Below are 17,789 nucleotides of genomic sequence, written 5' to 3'. Positions count from 1 at the left end.
TAATTGGAGACGGATATGGCGATCTTGTTGGGGGTGGATACGGGCGGTACCTATACGGATGCGGTGCTGTTACGTGACGAAACGGAAGTGATCGCCAGCGCCAAGGCATTGACCACGCGGCACGATCTGGCCATCGGGATTGGTGCTGCGGTGGCGAATGTGCTGGAGGCCAGCGGTACCACACCGGGCGACATCGCCCTGGCATCGCTGTCGACGACGCTGGCCACCAATGCGCTGGTTGAAGGGCAGGGCGGGCGTGTTGGCCTCGTCTATATCGGCTTTCGCGAGCAGGACCTTGACGCGCACGGGCTGCGCGATGCGCTGGGCGGCGATCCGGCGATTTTCCTGAACGGCGGACACAACCACGCAGGCGGCGAGGCACAAGCGTTGGACCGTGACGCGCTGTTGGCCTGGTTGCAGAGCGATCATGGCGTTTCCGCCTATGCGGTCGCGGCGCAGTTCGCCACGCGCAACCCCGCGCACGAGCTGGCCGCCGCCGAGATGATCGCCGAGATCACCGGGCGGCCTGTCTCTTGTTCGCACCACCTGTCGGCCAAGCTGAACGGCCCGAAACGGGCGCTGACGGCGCTGTTGAACGCGCGGCTGATCGGCATGATCGCGCGGTTGATCAACGATGCGGAAGGTAAACTGGCACAGCTTGGGATCACCGCGCCGCTGATGGTGGTTCGCGGCGACGGCGCGCTGATAAGTGCGGAACAGGCCCGGATGCGCCCAATCGAGACGATTCTAAGCGGCCCGGCGGCGTCGATCGTCGGGGCCAGTTGGCTGACGAATGTCACGCAGGCGCTGGTGTCGGATATCGGTGGGACCACGACCGATGTGGCGGTGCTGCGCGATGGCCGCCCGATGATCGATCCGGGCGGTGCGCAGGTCGGCCCGTGGCGCACCATGGTCGAGGCGGTCGCGATGCGAACCACCGGGCTGGGCGGCGACAGCGAAGTGCAGGTGATCGACGAAGGGTTGACGGGCGGGGTCACGCTTGGGCCGCGCCGGGTGTTGCCGGTCAGCCTGATTGGCCATGAGGCGCCCGAGATAGTGCACCGCACGCTGGATGCGCAACTGCGCAACACCACGCCGGGGGAACATGATGGCGTGTTTGTCCGGGCGGTGCCGGGCATTGACGCCGCTGGTCTGACAGAGCGAGACGCGGGTTTTCTGGCGCGAATCGGTGATGCGGTGCACCCGGTCGGGGCGATCCTGCGCACCCGGATGGAGCAGCAGGCGCTGCGCCGTCTGGTCACTCGCGGACTGGTGCAGGTTTCGGGCGTGACGCCGTCGGATGCCAGCCATGTTCTGGGGCGGGTGGACGCGTGGGACACCGAAGCTGCCGAAAAGGCGCTGACGCTGATGAGCCGCAAGCGGACCGGATCGGGAAACCAGCTGGCCGGTGGGGCGCAGGAACTGGCCGAGATGATCGTGAACCGTTTGACCTATCAGACGGTGTTGGTTCTGTTGGAAACGGCCTTTGCCGAAGAGGACCACCCCTTTGGCCCATCGCCCGAACAACTGGCGCGTCATGTGCTGACCGCGCGGGGAATGGACGGGTATCGCGGGCTCGTGCGGCTGGATGCCGGGCTAAACGTGCCGGTTGTGGGGCTTGGGGCCTCTGTCGGCACCTATTACCCGGCGGTCGGTGAGCGTTTGGGGTGTGACATGATCCTGCCCGAACACGCAGATGTCGCCAACGCCATCGGGGCGGTGGTGGGTCGCGTTACGATCCGGCGCAGCGGTACGGTCACCAGCCCCTCTGAAGGGCTCTACCGCGTGCATCTGGGCTCTGACCCTCACGACTTCACCAGTGCCGAAGAGGCGCTGGATATGTTGCAATCCTTGTTGGAGGCCGAGGCGCGCGCGGAAGCGCAGGCGGCAGGTGCCGAAGATTTGCAGGTAAGCGCCACTCGGGATCTGCGCACAGCGCAGGCAGAGGCACGCGTGGTGTTTCTGGAAGGCGAGATCACGGTCGAGGTATCGGGGCGGCCCCGAATCGCGGTGTAGGGTGGGCGAATGTGCCGGGCGTCAGCCCGCCACGCCCACCGCCTGACCGATAAGCCAGTCGCGCGTCGCCTGAGCCTGTCTGGAGAGTGGCGTGCTGGTGGACCACACCAGGTAGAAACCCGCGCCGGTTTCCCAGGCCCAGTCGGCCCGTTCCGCCAGCAACCCCTGTTGCACCAGCCCGGTGGTCGTGTGCCGCCAACCCAGCGTAAAGCCTTCGCCCGCCATCGTTGCCTGCAGCACCAACGCATAGTCGTTCAATCGCAGACCGCCGCGCGGCTCGGCGTAGGGGACGCGCCAGTGGCGGAAAAAATCCGCCCAGGTCGGGCGGTCGCGCACCGGCTCTTCAAGGTGGATGAGCGGTTGGCTGCCCAGATTGCCGATCGAACGCAGGTTGATCGCAGCGGCCATTACACGCGGCGAGGCGATCGGGGTGATCACTTCCGCCGCGATCAGGTGGCTCTGGCAGCCGGGCCAGTTTCCATTGCCTCGCCTTATGGCAAGGCTGATACCTTCGGCGTCGATGTCCGGCTCGCGGTCCGAGGTCTGCAGGCGCAGGTCGACATCCGGATGCGTGGCGTGAAACTCTGCCAGACGCGGCACCATCCAGTAATGGGCAAATGCGGTCGAGGCTGTGAGCGTGACCCGATCCCCGGCGCTGCGGGCCGCAAGGCTGCGCACACTGTCGAGTATGCGCGCAAAGGCCCCGAAAACGTCCGTATATAGCCGCTCGCCCGTGGATGTCAGGGTGACGGAACGGTGCGCGCGGTGAAATAGCCGTGCCCCCAGCGCGTCCTCCAATTGTTTGATCGCCGCGCTGACGGCGGGCTGTTGCACATTCAATTCGCGCGCCGCGCGGGTGAAGGACCCATGCCGTGCAGCGGCCTCGAAGACCAGAAGGTGTCGCGGCGATTCGACGAGTTTCCATAGCTCTTGCATAATCTGAGATTATCCAAAGCCCCAAATTTTACAAGGATCACGCACCGCTTTTTGCGCGCTAGGCTAGGCCGGAAGATCAGGGGAGGACCGGGGCCATGGCCAGACGTGCGCGGACGAGACGTGATGTGGATGCAGGTAGGGCTTCGAACCTGGCCTCGCCTCATGTGCAGCGGCAATTGCCGTTTTTCGATCCCGTTAATGAGGACGGCATCGAGCGACTGGAAGCGCAGGTGGACTGGATCATGCAGGACCTCGGGCTGGAGTTCCGCGACGATCCCGAGGCGCTGCGTATCTGGACCGAGGCCGGCGCGAAAGTGGATGGCACCCGTGTGCGTGCCCCTGCCGACTGGATTCGTGACCTGTGCCGCAAGGCACCCGGCGAGTTCACCCAGATCGCCCGCAACCCGTCGCGCAGCGTGACTATCGGCGGCAACAATCAGGTTTTTGCGCCAATTTACGGAGCACCCTTCGTGCGCGATATGGCCGGTGGGCGGCGCTACGGCGATATGGAGAGTTTCGAAAAACTGGTGAAGCTGGCCTATATGCACCCGAACCTGCATCATACCGGGTTGGTGATTTGCGAGCCTTGTGATGTGCCGGTCAGCCATCGGCATCTCGACATGGTCTACATGCACATGACCCGCAGCGACAAACCGCATCTGGGCGCGATCACCGAACAAAGCCGCGCTCAGGACAGCGTCGATATGGCCGAGATCCTGCATGGCCGCGATTTCATGGACGAAAACTGTGTCATCATGGGCAACGTCAATACCAACTCGCCCCTTCTGGTGGACAAGGTGGTGACGCAGGCGATCCAGACCTATTGCGGGCGCGGTCAGGGGATCGTCGTGGTGCCTTTCATTCTGTCCGGCGCGATGGGACCGGTCAGCACCGCCGCCAGCGTGACACAGGCAATGGCCGAGGCGATGATGTGCTGCGCTTTTGCCCAGCTTGTCCGGCCCGGCGCGCCCTTTGTGCTGGGCAATTTCCTCAGTTCGATGAGCCTGAAATCCGGTGCCCCCACCTTTGGCATGCCCGAACCGGTGCTGAGCAACTATGCGATTGGCCAGATGGCGCGCCGTGTCGGCCTGCCCTTGCGCTGTGGCGGGTCACTGACGGCGAGCAAGATCGAAGATGCGCAAGCCGCCTACGAGAGCGCGGATTCGATGCATTCCACGATGCTGGCTGGCGCGCATTTCGTGCTGCATGCCGCTGGCTGGCTGGAGGGCGGGCTATGTACCGGGTTCGAGAAGCTGGTGATGGATGCCGATCGTCTGGGTGGCTATCAAAAGGTGCTGGCGGGCCTTGATGTCAGCGACGAGGGGCTGGCGCGCGACGCCTATGCCGAGGTGGCTGCGGCGGGGCATTTCCTGGGTTGCAGCCACACGATGCGCAACTACCAGACTGCGTTCTACGAGCCCGCGCTGAGTGATTCCGAGAACGTCGAAAGCTGGGAAGATGGCGGGTCGCTGGACATGCGCATGCGCGCGCATGCCCGCTGGACCGGGATGCTGGAACGCTACGAGCAACCGGAGATCGACGTCGCCATAGACGAAGAGCTGCGCGATTACATTGCGCGTCGTAAATCCGAAATTCCTGAGGCATGGTATTGAATTGATACGGTGGATCGGGGGTCAGCCCCCCATGTCGAATTTGGAGAATTCGACGCCCACGGGATATCTATGACCAGAAGATGAACAGGTCAGGGCCAATTGGAGGGTAGAAAATGCGAGCGTCGGAAAAGTTTGACGAGGATATCGGCGGGCGGCTGGACGGGTTACGCGTGGACGGGCTCTACAAGACGGAGCGCGTGATCACCTCGCCGCAATCGGGAGAGGTGACGCTGGCGGGCGGGGCGCAGGTGATCAACCTATGTGCCAACAACTACCTTGGCCTGGCGGACAATGCGCAGATCATCGCCGCGGCCAAGGATGCGCTGGACCGCTACGGGTTCGGCATGGCCTCGGTACGGTTCATCTGCGGCACCCAAGAGGACCACAAGGCGCTGGAGGCACGTATTGCGGCGTTTCTGGGGATGGAGGATTGCATACTCTATCCTAGTTGCTTTGACGCAAATGCTGGTTTGTTCGAGACTATTTTAGGCCCCGAAGATGCGATCATCTCGGATGCGCTGAACCATGCCAGCATCATCGACGGGGTGCGCCTGTGCAAGGCGCAGCGGTACCGTTATGCCAACAGCGACATGGCCGATCTGGAGCGCTGTCTGAAAGAGGCGCAGGGCGCGCGGCACCGGCTGATCGCCACCGATGGCGTGTTCTCGATGGATGGCTACTATGCGCGGCTGGACGAGATCTGCGATCTGGCGGACAGGTACGACGCGATGGTCATGGTCGATGATTGCCATGCCACTGGCTTTGTCGGCGCCACCGGACGCGGCACGCCCGAGCATTGTGGCGTGATGGGGCGGGTCGATATCCTGACCGGTACGTTGGGCAAGGCGCTGGGCGGTGCCTCGGGTGGCTATACCGCGGCCTCGGCGCGGGTGGTCGACTGGCTGCGGCAACGCTCGCGGCCTTATCTTTTCTCCAACACGCTGGCCCCGGTGATCGCCGCCGCGTCGCTCAGGATGTTCGACCTGGTCGAGGACGGGGCCGATCTGCGCGCCCGCCTGTGGGAGAATGCCGAACATTTCCGCGACCGCATGACGGCGCTGGGCTTCGAGCTGTTGCCGGGCAGTCACGCGATCATTCCGGTTATGCTGCGCGATCCGAAACTGGCGCAGCAGATGGCGGCACGTCTGGGCGAGCATGGCGTGTTTGTCACGGCGTTCAGTTTCCCGGTCGTGCCGAAGGATCAGGACCGCATTCGCACCCAGATGAGTGCGGCCCTTACACGCGAGCAACTGGATAGTGCGATTGATGCCTTTGCCGTCGTCGGGCGCGAATTGGGCGTGATCAAGTGATCCTGTCCTCGGTCATAGAGGCGATGGATTCGACACCATTGGTGGAGTTGAGCCGTATCAGAGACGAGATCGGCTATGACGGGCGCATATTGGCCAAGCTCGATTACCTGCTGCCGGGCTTTTCCAAGAAGGATCGGGCGGCGCGGCACACGATCGAGGCCGCGCGGGCCAGCGGCGCGCTGTCGGATGGGCAAACAGTGGTCGAGCTGACTTCGGGCAACATGGGCACGGGCCTTGCCATTGTTTGCGGCGTCATGGGCCATCCCTTTGTGGCGGTGATGAGCGAAGGCAACTCGCCCGAGCGGGCCCGGATGATGCGCGCGCTGGGTGCCGAGGTGGTGCTGGTCCCACAGGCGGCCGGTGCGCGACCGGGCGAGGTGTCCGGTGCGGACCTGGCGTTGGTCGAAGAGGTCGCGCAGGCATTGACGGTCGAGCGGGCGGCATTCCGCGCCGATCAGTTCCGGATGCCTGCGAATACGGCAGCACATGAGGGCGGCACCGCACCCGAGATCTGGCAACAGACGGGCGGCAGCATCACGGCGTTCTGCGATTTTGTGGGATCTGGTGGGACACTGGGCGGCTGCGCCCGGTTCTTCGCGCCCAGGGGTGTGAATTGCTACGCGGTGGAGCCCGATCAGGCACAGCATCCCATTCAGGGTGGTGGCTATTCGATGCCCGATCTGGTGCATCTGAGCGGCGTGGAGTTGGCTGGAACAGAGACTGTTTCAGGGGATCAGGCACGAGATGGTGCAAGGCTGCTGGCGCGCCGCGAGGGCATTTTCGGCGGCTATTCCGCCGGCGCCAATCTGGCCGCCGCGATCCACCTTCTGAAGACTCACGAGCAGGGCGGCACCATTGCCATCGTGATCTGTGACAGCGGGTTGAAATACTTTTCGACGGACCTCTGGGGGACGACATGAAAAACGAAATGAAAGCACTGGTAAAGTCAAAGCCCGAGCCGGGATTGTGGATGGAATATGTCCCCGTGCCCGAACCGGGGCCAAGCGATGTGCTGATCAAGGTCAGGAAATCGGCGATCTGCGGCACCGATGTGCATATCTGGAAATGGGACGAGTTCAGCGCCAAGGTGGTGCCGGTTCCGATGGTCGTCGGTCACGAGTTTGTGGGCGAGATCGTCGATACCGGCGCGGCGGCGGTGAAATACAAGATCGGACAGCGGGTCAGTGGCGAGGGGCACATTGTCTGTGGCACCTGCCGCAATTGCCGCGCGGGGCGCGGACAGCTCTGCCGCAACACCAAGGGCGTCGGGGTGAACCGTCCCGGCAGCTTTGCCGAGTATCTGTGCATCCCCGAGGCCAACGTAGTGCCGATCCCTGAGGATATTCCTGACGAGATTGCGGCCATATTCGATCCGTTCGGCAATGCGGTTCACACCGCGCTCAGCTTTGATCTGGTGGGCGAGGATGTGCTGGTGACAGGCGCGGGGCCAATCGGGATCATGGGCGCGCTGGTCGCGCAGAAGGTCGGTGCGCGCAAGACGGTGATCACCGACATCAACCCCTACCGCCTGAACCTGGCGCGAGAGATGGGCGTGCAGCATGTGGTCGATGTCTCGGCCGAGAAGCTTGAGGACGTGATGAGCCGGATCGGCATGCAAGAAGGCTTCGACGTGGGGCTGGAGATGTCCGGTGCGGCGGCGGCCATGCAACAGATGATCAATCGCATGAACAACGGCGGCAAGATCGCCTTGCTGGGCATTGCACCGACCGAGTTCGCGGTCGATTGGAACAAGATCATTTTCAAGATGCTGCATGTCAAAGGCATCTATGGCCGCGAGATGTTCGAGACCTGGTACAAGATGATCGCGCTGGTGCAATCCGGTCTCGACGTTACGGGGCTAATTACGCACCGGATCGGCATTGATGATTTCGAGGAAGGCTTTGCCGCGATGATCTCGGGCAATTCCGGCAAGGTCGTGATGGATTGGGACGCGTCATGAGGGGCGATATCGGAGCTCAATTCCGCGCCTTGCACCGTAAGGGCGACCCTTTTCTGCTGGTCAATGCCTGGGACAAGGGATCGGCGCGCATGATGCAGGCGCTGGGGGCGCCCGCCATTGCCACCACCTCTGCGGGGCATGCCTTCAGCATGGGCCGCGTTGATGGCGGAACACTAACCCGCGACGAGGCGCTGGAGCACGCACAAGAGCTGATTTCGGCTGTAACAGTGCCTGTTTCCGGCGATTTTGAGAACGGGTTTGGCGATGCCCCTGATCACGTCGCCGAAACGATCCGTCTGGCGGCAGAGATCGGCCTTGCCGGATGTTCCATCGAGGATACGGCGCTGCCCGCCTTTGCACCTTACGATTTCGAACTGGCGGTGGAGCGCATCCGTGCCGCCGCGAGCGCGGCCCGCGCCCTGCCGCATGATTTCGTGCTGGTGGCTCGCGCTGATGGAGTCATGTTGGGCAATTACAATACGGATGAGGCGATCCGCCGTATTCAGGCCTACGAGGCCGCAGGTGCCGATTGCGTCTATGTTCCCGCCCCGCCTGACGTGGATGCGCTGCGTCGGATCATCGCCAGTGTTTCCGTGCCGGTAAACGTGCTGGCTTCGGGCCGATATGCGTCTCTGACACGGGCCGAATTTGCCGAATTGGGCGCGGCGCGCCTGTCGGTTGGCGGGGCGCTGGCGCGGGTTGCCTATGGTGCAGCGATCAATGCGGCGCAGGGCATGCTGAATGGCGATTTCTCGGGGCTCGCGTGCGCCGCTGGGCAACAAGACATCGACACTTTGCTGACCGCAAAAGTCACAGGGCAGGATGTTTGAAATGAGCGCCAAAGAGACTGTTCAAGCCAAAAAGCCACTGTGTCGAGCCAAGGCGGTGATCAACGCAGCTCTTTGCCTGATCTGCGCGCTCTGGATTGCCAGCCCTGCTACCGCAACGCCGCCCCGCATGACCCAGTCAGAGGATCGCGTCATGGCGGCCACTCAGACGCATCTGTATGTGCTGCGCGAGATTACGGATAATTTGGGCTCGCATTTTGCAGGGCTGCACGATCAGCACCTGATCGAGATTGATCTGGATACGGGAGAGGCCACCCGCCATTGGCCGTTGCGCCGCATGGCGGTGAACCACCTGCCTGACAACGATTTCCTTGTACCCGGTGTGGTGACAGAGCGCGCGGGCCAGACGCATGGCATGATGGAGGTGCTGCGCGAGGTCGGCGCAGAGCCGATCTGGAGCAACATCTGGGAAGATAAACCGCTGTCGCTAGAGGGCGGGGCGCTCATGCGTGACGGCGTGCAAATGGCGACGCCCTTCGGATTGCGCAAGGCGGCACGCGCACAGCTTGCTATCCTCCGAGACGCCTATCCACCGAATGAAACGGAAACAGGCTTTCCCGATCTGGATAGGATCGACTTCTACGACCTCTATGCGCCCGGCGACTGGGAATGCCAGCTGCTGCCGGCGCGCCATTCGATCTACCGCCAAACAGACCGTGTGACCGCAGCAAAACTGCGCTGCGAGGATGCCGATCTGAGCGGCGTGTGGTCCTTTCACTTTCTCATTCACGACGATCTTTAACCTAGGAAACCGCGACTAATGCCCGAGATCCAAAACAACGCCGACACTGGCGGCAAAAAACTTCCCTCCCATGCCAAGGCCGTGATCATCGGCGGCGGCGTCGTGGGGTGTTCGATCCTGTTTCATCTGGCCAAATTCGGCTGGAAGGACGTCGTCCTGCTGGAACGCGACGAATTGACCAGCGGCAGCAGTTGGCACGCAGCGGGTCAGATCCACACGATCAGCTCTGACCCCAATATCAGCCGTCTGCAAAGCTATACCATCGACCTCTACAAGGAGATCGAGGAACTCAGCGGCCATTCGGTCGGCCTTCACATCACCGGCGGCTTCTACCTTGCCTCGAACAAGACCTGGTACGACTATCTCAAGCGCGAGCGGTCAAAGGCCCGCTATATGGGCCTGCATCAGGAGTTCATCAGCCCCGCCGAGGTGGCCGAGCGCCATCCGTTGATCGACCCGAAACACTATCTTGCCGCGCTCTGGGATGATCAGGACGGTGATCTTGATCCGTCGGGCGCGACCTATGCCTTTGCCAAGGCAGCCAAGGTTCATGGCGCGCAGTATTTCACCCATTGCGCGGCGACCGCGACAACGCAGCGCGCGGATGGCAGCTGGGACGTGACGACGCCCAAGGGCGTGATCAACGCCGAGCATATCGTCAACTGCGGTGGTCTATGGGCGCGCGAAGTGGGTCATATGCAGGGGATCAACATCCCCGTGCAGCCGATGGAGCATCATTACCTGATCACCGAGGCGATCCCCGAAATCGCCGAGCGCAAGGAGCGTCTGCCCTGCGGCATCGATTACGAGGCGAATATCTATTTCCGGCAGGAACGGCAGGGCATGCTGCTGGGCACCTACGAGCCAAAGGGTACGCCATGGAAGGTCGAGGGCACACCATGGGATTTCGGCCATGAGTTGCTGCAGCCCGATCTTGAGCGTATCGCCGACCGGCTGGAACTGGGGTTCGAGCGAATCCCCGCGCTGGCCAATGTCGGCATCAAGGACGCGATCAACGGGCCGTTCACCTTTGGCCCGGACGGCAACCCGATGATCGGCCCGGTGCCGGGGGTGAAAAACTACTGGTGCGCCGTGGGCGTCATGGCCGGGTTCTGCCAGGGTGGCGGTGTCGGCCTGACGATGGCCGAATGGATGATCGACGGCGAGCCCAGCATCGACGTCTGGGCAATGGACGTGGCGCGGTTTGGCGATTGGGCCAGCCCCGACTGGGGCACGGTGAAATCGACCGAGAATTACGAGCGTCGCTTCGTGATGACCTTCCCGAATGAGACTCTGCCAAAGGGCAGATTGCAGAAAACCACGGCACTGTATGACCGGCTGATCGCCAAGGGCGCGGTGATGGATCAGGGGTTTGGCCTTGAGAATGCGCTGTGGTTTGCGGATGGCCCCGACGACGCTCATGAGGCACCGACATTCGAGCGCAACCGCTCGTTCGACTACGTCGCGCGAGAGGTGAAAGCAGTGCGCGAGGCGGTGGGCGCAATCGAGATTGCCAACTTTGCCAAGCACGAGGTCAAAGGCCCCGGCGCGCGCGCGTTTTTAGATACTATTCTGGCCGGATATGTCCCAAAGCCAGGGCGATTGACCCTCACACCGATGCTGACGGAAAAGGGCAAGCTATACGGCGATCTGACGGTGGCCTGTCTGGGAGACGAGCATTTCATGCTCTTTGGCTCGGGCGCCATGCAAGAGGCGCACCGCCGCTGGTTCGAGGCAGGCCTGCCCGAGGCTGTGAGCTATCGCAACGTCTCGGACGACTGGCACGGGATCGCGTTGAGCGGGCCGAAATCACGCGCGTTGTTGCAGGCGATCACCCGCAAGGATGTCAGCGCCGAGGCGTTCAGGTTCCGCGATCTGGACCAGACCTATGTTGGCGGGGTGCCGGTGATCCTGAACCGGATCAGCTTCTCTGGTGAGCTGGGTTACGAGATCTATTGCCGCCCGCAATACCTGCTGCGTCTCTACGAGGCGGTAGAAGAGGCGGGTGCCGATCTGGGCCTGCGCTGGTACGGCGCGCGGGCGCTCATGTCGATGCGTCTGGAAAAGGGTTGGGGCGCCTGGACACTAGATTTCCGCCCCGATTTTGACGCGGTGGAATCCGGCATGGACGCTTTCATCAACTGGAAGAAGGATTTCATCGGCAAGAACGCGGCGCTTGCCCAGCGCGAGGCCGGACCTTCGCGCAAACTGGTCTCGCTGGTGATTGACGTGGACGGCATCGACGTATCAGGTGACGAAGCGATCCTGCAGGACGGTCGCGCGGTGGGCTATGTCAGTTCGGGTGGCTATGCGCATCACGTCGGCAAATCCGTCGCGATGGGTTATGTCACGACCGCACAAGCCGCGGACGGCACCGTGCTGGAGGTTGAAATTCTGGGCCAGATGTATCCGGCTCGAGTACAGGTCGCACCGCTTTATGACGCGAACGGCGCGAATATGCGCGCCTGAACAGGAAGGGCCCGGTGTGGACGCAGATCACAGACCTAAACGATACGTGTTTCTGCTCCTGCCGGGCTTTTCACCGCTGGGCATGACCTGCGCGCAGGAAGCGCTGGCACTGGCGAACCGATACGCGCAAGGGCGGCAGTATTACGACTGGCTGCTGCTCAGCGAGGATGGCGGGCCGGTGACGGCGTGGAACGGGCTACAGGTCAGCGTGCAGGCCGGGCTGATCGATCTGGATCACCGCGATACGCTGATCGTCTGCGCCGGGGTCGATGCGGGGGCAGGCAGCACACGCAAGGTGCTGGGCTGGTTGCGGCGCGAGACCCGCAAAGGCATGGATTTCGGCTCGATCAGCAGCGGCAGCTACACGCTGGCGCTGGCCGGGCTGCTGAACGGTCGGCGGGCCACCACGCACTGGGAATATGCCAGTGCGATGGCTGAACTGTTCCCCGATATCGATCTGCAGGATGTGATCTATACCGTCGATGGGCGGGTTTTCACCTGTGCCGGCAGTGCAGCCTCAATCGACCTGATCCTGGAGCGCATCGGTGCCGATTACGGTACAGAACTTGCCACCTGGGTGGCCGATCAGATGGTCTATCCGGCGCCGCGCCCCGACAGCCAGGCGCAACGCGGGTTTCTGGCGGGGCAATTGGGCATCCGGCACCGCTCTCTGGTACTGGCCATCGACATCATGCAATCAAATCTTGAAGATCCGCTATCCCCAACCGAACTCTCCCGTGCCGCGGGCATGTCTACCCGCCAGTTGGAGCGGCTCTTTGCGCGCTATCTCGCCACCTCTCCGAACCGCTACTACATGCGGCTGCGGCTGGAAAAGGCCCGCAGCCTGCTGGCCCAGACCGACCTGCCGCTGACCGAGATCAGCCTGCTCTGCGGGTTCAAGGCGCCGTCGCATTTCTCCAAGGCCTACCGCAAAGCTTACGGCGTGCCGCCCAGCCGCGATACCGGCGGGGCGAACCTGTTGGTATCGCGCCGGTAGCTTCATAAGCAGTTTATCAAGTAAGCAGATATTGGCTGGTCTCAGTTCAAAAGCGGCTCGATCTCGTCAGTCAGGATCGATGACAGCGGCCGGACGGTGCTGCCAAAGGTTGCGGCTACGGTGCCGTCTGGGGCGATCAGGATCTTGTTGAAGTTCCACGCCGGCGTGAAGCCGACATCTTTGGCGACGGATACGTAGAACGGGTGCGCATGCGCGCCGCGCACCGACGTGATGCCGGTCATCGGCAGGTCGATTCCGTAAGTCAGGGTGCAGAAATCCTTGACCTCTTCATTGCTGGCCAGTTCCTGCCGGAAGTCACCTGACGGGACCGCCAGAACGATCAGGCCGCGGCTTTGGTAGCGGTCATAGAGCGCCTGAAGGCCTTCGTACTGATCGGTAAAGCCGCAGCGCGAGGCGGTGTTCACCACGAGCACCGGTTGACCGGCCCAATCCGACAGTTTCAGTGTGCCACCGTCGATATTCGTGAACGGTGCGTTTAGGTCCAGAGCGGCGGCAGGCAGCGTCCAGATTGCGGCGAGGATCACGAGAATAAGGCGCATACTGTCCTTCCTTTTGATTTGGAGGTGATAGGTGCGTGTATCGCCGTTGGATCACCCGACAGTGATCGGCCTGAAATATCGTTTTGAACTTAGCGCATTTATCCCATCTAGTATATTACTAGTGAGCAAAGGATCGCCAGACGTGACCAGATACACCAAAGACCCAGATGCCATCGCCCGCCTTTCGCCCGAGGCGTTCCACGTCACCCAGCAGAATGGGACAGAGCGCCCCGGCACCGGCGAGCTGTTGAACAACAATGAGCCGGGCATTTATGTCGATATCGTTTCGGGCGAGCCGCTCTTTGCCTCGTCTGACAAGTTCGAGAGCGGCTGCGGCTGGCCCAGCTTCACCAAGCCGATCGAGCCTGCTTATGTGAGCGAATTGCGCGATGACAGCCTTGGCATGGTGCGCATCGAAGTTCGCAGCACCCATGGTGACAGCCATCTCGGCCATGTCTTTCCGGATGGGCCGCGCGACCGTGGTGGTTTGCGCTATTGCATCAATTCCGCCAGCCTGCGCTTCATCCACAAGGACGACATGGAAGCCGAAGGCTATGGCGAATACCTGAACCAAGTGGAGGATAGACAATGACCGAACGTGCTGTTCTGGCGGGGGGATGTTTCTGGGGCATGCAGGATCTCATCCGCCGCATACCCGGCGTGATCTCGACCCGCGTGGGCTATACCGGCGGCGACGTGCCCAACGCCACCTACCGCGATCACGGTACCCATGCCGAAGCCATCGAGATCGAATTCGATCCCGCGACGCTCAGCTATCGCGATATTCTGGAATTCTTCTTTCAGATACATGATCCGACCACGCCGAACCGGCAGGGCAATGATATCGGGATGAGCTACCGGTCTGCGATCTACTATGTTGACGCCGACCAGAAACTGACCGCGCTGCGCACCATCAGTGAGGTGGAGAAAAGCGGCCGGTGGCCAGGCAAGGTCGTGACCGAAGTGGAGCCTGCGGGCGATTTCTGGGAGGCCGAGCCGGAACACCAGGACTATCTGCAGCGTGTGCCGAACGGCTATACATGCCATTTCCCACGCGCCGATTGGGTGCTGCCGCGCACCAAGACACCGGCTTGAAATCAGGCCCCCGGGCACTTGGCGGTGTTCCGGGGCGCTTGACCTGAATGGCGCAGGAGCGCAAGCAAGAGGGCAAAGGAGCACCCCGCCATGCAGCCGATCAAAGGGATCACGCTGAAACTCTGTGCCGTGATGCTCTTCATCGTCATGTCCGCACTGATCAAGGCTGCGTCCGAAACGGTGCCGCCCGGGCAGGCGGTCTTCTTTCGCTCGATGTTCGCGATCCCGGTCATTCTGCTCTGGCTGGCTGCGCGTGGCGACCTGCGCACGGGGCTCAAGGCGCATTCGCTGATGGGCCATGTCTGGCGCGGGTTCGCAGGCACCATGGCCATGGGGCTCAGCTTTGCGGGGTTGGGCATGCTGCCACTGCCTGAAGTGACTGCACTGGGCTACGCCACGCCGCTGCTGGTGGTGATTTTTGCTGCGATGTTCCTGGGCGAACCTGTTGGCATATTCCGCATCAGCGCCGTCGTTCTGGGCCTCGTCGGCGTTTTGATCGTGCTGGCCCCGCGCCTTACCATGCTTGACGAGCCGACCATGGGGACTGTCGAGGCCGTAGGTGCAATGCTGGTGCTGACGGGGGCTGTCTTTGCCGCACTGGCACAGATCTATATTCGCAAGCTCGTCCAGATCGAGCAGACATCGGCAATCGTCTTTTACTTTTCAGTCACGGCGTCAGTGCTGTCGCTGATCACGCTGCCGTTCGGCTGGGTGATGCCGGGCATCCAGGAGGCGACGTTGCTGATCCTTGCCGGCCTGTTGGGCGGCACTGCGCAGATTTTCCTGACGTCTGCCTTTCGTTTTGCCGATGCCAGCGTCATCGCGCCGTTCGATTATGCGTCGATCCTGTTTGCGCTGGTCATCGGCTACGTATTCTTCGCCGAAGTACCGACGCAATCGATGCTGACCGGTGCGGCGCTGATCGTTGCGGCGGGGATCGTGATCATCATCCGCGAACATCGCCTCGGCCTCAAACGCGGTGCTGCGCGGGCGGTGAAGACGCCCGAGGGATGAGCCAATCGACGGGGCTGGTGCTTGTTATTGTCCCGTCGCCCACGCTGCGCCGTAGACCGGCCAGAACCACGCACGCCGAAAACGCCCCAGCGGCCATTTCTTCGGCGTGCTCCGCATGATTTCGGGGTATGGCCGCGTCGGTTTGCGGTCCTGCGCCAGATCGGCCAGCAACGCGCCTGCGTAGCTGGCCATCGCCACCCCGTTGCCGTGATATGAAATCGCCGTGTAGGCCCCCGGCATCGTGTCTATGGGGCCGACATAGGGCGTGAGGTCACGCGCGATGCTCAGCAGGCCATGCCAGCTATGCGGTGTCTCCACATGTGACCAGGCGGGGAACATCGTCTCGAAATGGCTGCGGATGTTGCCGTGCATTCGTCTGTCGGCCCAGGGGCCCGAGAACAACCCGCCGCGCATGCCAAAGAGCATCCGCCGGTTCGGCATGAGGCGAAAATAGTGGACGAAAAACCGATCATCATAGCAAGCCTGATGACTGGACCAGCCCTGCGCCGCGATTTCATCCTCGCTCAGTTCGCGTGTCACCAGAACGTTGGATTGCGTCGGCAGATAGCGTCCAGCCATCCAGCCCGGCAGGTCGTCTGACGAATAGCCGTTGGTGGCCACGATCAGACGCCGCGCGTTCACCCGTCCCTGCGGCGTCTGAAGCGTGAAACCGCTGCCATGGTCGATCCGCAGGACAGGGCTTTGCCCGAAAATGCGCACACCGGCCTTCCGGGCTGCACCCGCCAGACCCAGCACGTATTTCATCGGATTGAGGGCGAAGCCGATCGGCGTCGTCATCGCGCCGAAAAAGGGGCCAGCAAGACCATTGGCGGCCAGCTCGTTCTTGTCGAGGATCTCAGGCGTCACACCCCAGTCGCGCTCGACATCGCGGGCGCGTGCCTCGAAACTTCGGGCCGCCGCCTCGGTATGGGCCATCAGCGTCTCGCCCTCCGAATGGCGATCGACCTGCAGCCCGTGCGTGTCGATCAGCCCCGTGGCCAGATCGACCGCCGCGCGTTCGGTCTCGCGATATTCGCGCCGCGCCTCTTCGCCGAACATCCGCTTCAGAACACCGTCTGACGCCGCCGAACCGCCCAGACAGCAGAAACCGCCATTGCGCCCTGACGCACCCCAGCCGACCTCGTGCGCTTCGAGCACGATCACGTCGGCACCGTCCTGCGCCAGGTGCAGTGCCGCGCTCAGCCCGGTGAAGCCTGCGCCGATAACCGCCACATCGGCGGTCAGCGTGCCGCGCGCAGGCTGGCTGGGCGGTGCGGCTTCGGTCGTCGGCCAATAGCAATGCTCACGCGGGACTTCGCCATAGGCGTGGGCAGGATAGATGCGCTTCATGCGTGCACAGCAGCCCTCTCCTCTGCTTGCCTTCGCAGGCTGGCCCTCTTGCTGGCGAGCGAGGCACTGATGACGCCCACGGTTACAAAGGAAATCAGGATCGTGGACAGCGCGTTGATCTCGGGGCTGAGGCCAAGGCGGATCGAACTCCAGATCTTGATCGGCAATGTGGTGGCCGAAGGTCCGGCGGCAAAGCTGGCAATCACCAGATCATCAAGGCTGAGCGTAAAGGCCAGCAGCCAGCCCGAGATCACTGCCGGCGCGATGATCGGCAGGGTGACAAGCCGAAAGGCCTGCGCCGGTGAACAGCCGAGGTCGAGTGCCGCCTCTTCCAGTGATCGGTCAAAACTGACCAGCCGCGAGGAAACGACGACCGATACATAGCACATCGAGAACGTCGTATGCGCCAGGATGATCGTGAACACGCCCCGGTCGAGTCCGATCCCAATGAACAGCAGAAGCAAGGACAGGCCGGTGATCACCTCGGGCATGACCAGCGGCGCATAGATCATCCCCGAAAACAGTGTTCGCCCGGGAAACCGCCCGGCCCGCACCAGCACCAGCGCGGCCATCGTGCCCAGAACCGTCGCGATGGTCGACGACACCACCGCCACCCTGAGCGTGACCCACGCCGCATCCAGGAACGCTTCGTTGCGGAACAACTCGCCATACCACTTGGTCGAAAAGCCTGCCCAGACCGTCACCAGCTTGCTTTCGTTGAAGCTGTAGATGATCAGGATCACCATTGGCAGGTAGAGAAACGCAAAGCCGAGTGTGAGAGAGGTTGCGTTGAACCATGTCATGCGTCTCATGCCGTGCCCTCCCGGTGCCAAGAATTTTCGCGAAAATTCTCAAGAGCGAAAAAAATCGCGAAATGTT

Annotated in this window: 16 protein-coding genes; 12 read left to right on the top strand and 4 right to left on the bottom strand. The window is 62.4% G+C overall.

Annotated features, from left to right (window positions below):
- Window positions 1-15 precede the first annotated feature (15 nt).
- On the top strand, window positions 16-2,016 hold the full coding sequence (locus O3306_RS01485; protein ID WP_272002288.1) for a hydantoinase/oxoprolinase family protein: 2,001 nt from the start codon (window positions 16-18) through the stop codon (window positions 2,014-2,016).
- 21 nt (window positions 2,017-2,037) lie between these two features.
- On the opposite strand, the gene O3306_RS01480 is transcribed toward O3306_RS01485, so the two are convergent.
- Entirely contained in the window at window positions 2,038-2,952 is a 915-nt protein-coding gene (locus O3306_RS01480) for a LysR substrate-binding domain-containing protein (RefSeq protein WP_272002286.1), read from the bottom strand.
- A gap of 95 nt (window positions 2,953-3,047) precedes the next feature.
- Between O3306_RS01480 and O3306_RS01475 the strand changes: the two genes are divergently transcribed.
- The 8 genes from O3306_RS01475 (at window position 3,048) to O3306_RS01440 (ending at window position 12,891) form a co-directional block, all read left to right on the top strand.
- Window positions 3,048-4,565 (top strand): trimethylamine methyltransferase family protein, encoded by a 1,518-nt coding sequence (locus O3306_RS01475; RefSeq protein WP_272002284.1) that lies wholly within the window; start codon window positions 3,048-3,050, stop codon window positions 4,563-4,565.
- A gap of 113 nt (window positions 4,566-4,678) precedes the next feature.
- Window positions 4,679-5,875 (top strand): glycine C-acetyltransferase, encoded by a 1,197-nt coding sequence (locus O3306_RS01470; protein ID WP_272002283.1) that lies wholly within the window; start codon window positions 4,679-4,681, stop codon window positions 5,873-5,875.
- Complete coding sequence (locus tag O3306_RS01465; RefSeq protein ID WP_272002282.1) at window positions 5,872-6,795, top strand: PLP-dependent cysteine synthase family protein; 924 nt, start codon at window positions 5,872-5,874, stop codon at window positions 6,793-6,795. The genes O3306_RS01470 and O3306_RS01465 overlap by 4 nt, the downstream gene beginning before the upstream one ends.
- Window positions 6,796-6,803: 8 nt before the next feature.
- The gene (gene tdh, locus O3306_RS01460) at window positions 6,804-7,835 is read left to right on the top strand and encodes an L-threonine 3-dehydrogenase (RefSeq protein WP_442969964.1); all 1,032 of its coding nucleotides are present in this window, start codon (window positions 6,804-6,806) and stop codon (window positions 7,833-7,835) included.
- A complete protein-coding gene (locus O3306_RS01455; protein ID WP_272002276.1) occupies window positions 7,832-8,665 on the top strand; it encodes an isocitrate lyase/PEP mutase family protein in 834 nt (277 codons plus the stop codon). The genes tdh and O3306_RS01455 overlap by 4 nt, the downstream gene beginning before the upstream one ends.
- A 1-nt stretch (window position 8,666) precedes the next feature.
- Window positions 8,667-9,425 carry a hypothetical protein gene (locus O3306_RS01450; protein WP_272002274.1) on the top strand — a complete coding sequence of 253 codons (759 nt, stop codon included), beginning with the start codon at window positions 8,667-8,669 and terminating at the stop codon, window positions 9,423-9,425.
- Between the two features lie 18 nt (window positions 9,426-9,443).
- Window positions 9,444-11,894, top strand: a complete 2,451-nt coding sequence (locus tag O3306_RS01445; protein WP_272002272.1) for a GcvT family protein — start codon at window positions 9,444-9,446, stop codon at window positions 11,892-11,894.
- A gap of 46 nt (window positions 11,895-11,940) precedes the next feature.
- Window positions 11,941-12,891, top strand: coding sequence for a GlxA family transcriptional regulator (locus O3306_RS01440; RefSeq protein WP_272002269.1), 951 nt, complete (start codon window positions 11,941-11,943; stop codon window positions 12,889-12,891).
- 41 nt (window positions 12,892-12,932) lie between these two features.
- Here O3306_RS01440 and O3306_RS01435 read toward each other — a convergent pair whose 3' ends face one another.
- On the bottom strand, window positions 12,933-13,451 hold the full coding sequence (locus O3306_RS01435; RefSeq protein WP_272002268.1) for a glutathione peroxidase: 519 nt from the start codon (window positions 13,449-13,451) through the stop codon (window positions 12,933-12,935).
- Between the two features lie 142 nt (window positions 13,452-13,593).
- Between O3306_RS01435 and msrB the strand changes: the two genes are divergently transcribed.
- The 3 genes from msrB to O3306_RS01420 all read left to right on the top strand — a co-directional run bounded on the left by msrB (window position 13,594) and on the right by O3306_RS01420 (window position 15,560).
- Window positions 13,594-14,043 carry a peptide-methionine (R)-S-oxide reductase MsrB gene (gene msrB, locus O3306_RS01430; RefSeq protein ID WP_272002266.1) on the top strand — a complete coding sequence of 150 codons (450 nt, stop codon included), beginning with the start codon at window positions 13,594-13,596 and terminating at the stop codon, window positions 14,041-14,043.
- Window positions 14,040-14,546: a peptide-methionine (S)-S-oxide reductase MsrA gene (msrA, locus tag O3306_RS01425; protein ID WP_272002265.1), complete on the top strand. Its 507-nt coding sequence runs from the start codon at window positions 14,040-14,042 to the stop codon at window positions 14,544-14,546. The genes msrB and msrA overlap by 4 nt, the downstream gene beginning before the upstream one ends.
- A 90-nt stretch (window positions 14,547-14,636) precedes the next feature.
- A complete protein-coding gene (locus O3306_RS01420; RefSeq protein WP_272002263.1) occupies window positions 14,637-15,560 on the top strand; it encodes a DMT family transporter in 924 nt (307 codons plus the stop codon).
- A 24-nt stretch (window positions 15,561-15,584) separates the two neighbouring features.
- On the opposite strand, the gene O3306_RS01415 is transcribed toward O3306_RS01420, so the two are convergent.
- On the bottom strand, window positions 15,585-16,910 hold the full coding sequence (locus tag O3306_RS01415) for an NAD(P)/FAD-dependent oxidoreductase (RefSeq protein ID WP_272002260.1): 1,326 nt from the start codon (window positions 16,908-16,910) through the stop codon (window positions 15,585-15,587).
- Window positions 16,907-17,722, bottom strand: a complete 816-nt coding sequence (locus O3306_RS01410; RefSeq protein ID WP_272002257.1) for an ABC transporter permease — start codon at window positions 17,720-17,722, stop codon at window positions 16,907-16,909. The genes O3306_RS01415 and O3306_RS01410 overlap by 4 nt, the downstream gene beginning before the upstream one ends.
- Window positions 17,723-17,789: the final 67 nt, after the last annotated feature.

The organism is Roseovarius sp. ZX-A-9, from assembly GCF_028369135.1.
GTDB lineage: Bacteria > Pseudomonadota > Alphaproteobacteria > Rhodobacterales > Rhodobacteraceae > Roseovarius.
The sequence above is the reverse complement of the archived record's forward strand: the minus strand, read 5'-3'. Positions and strand labels throughout refer to the sequence as shown.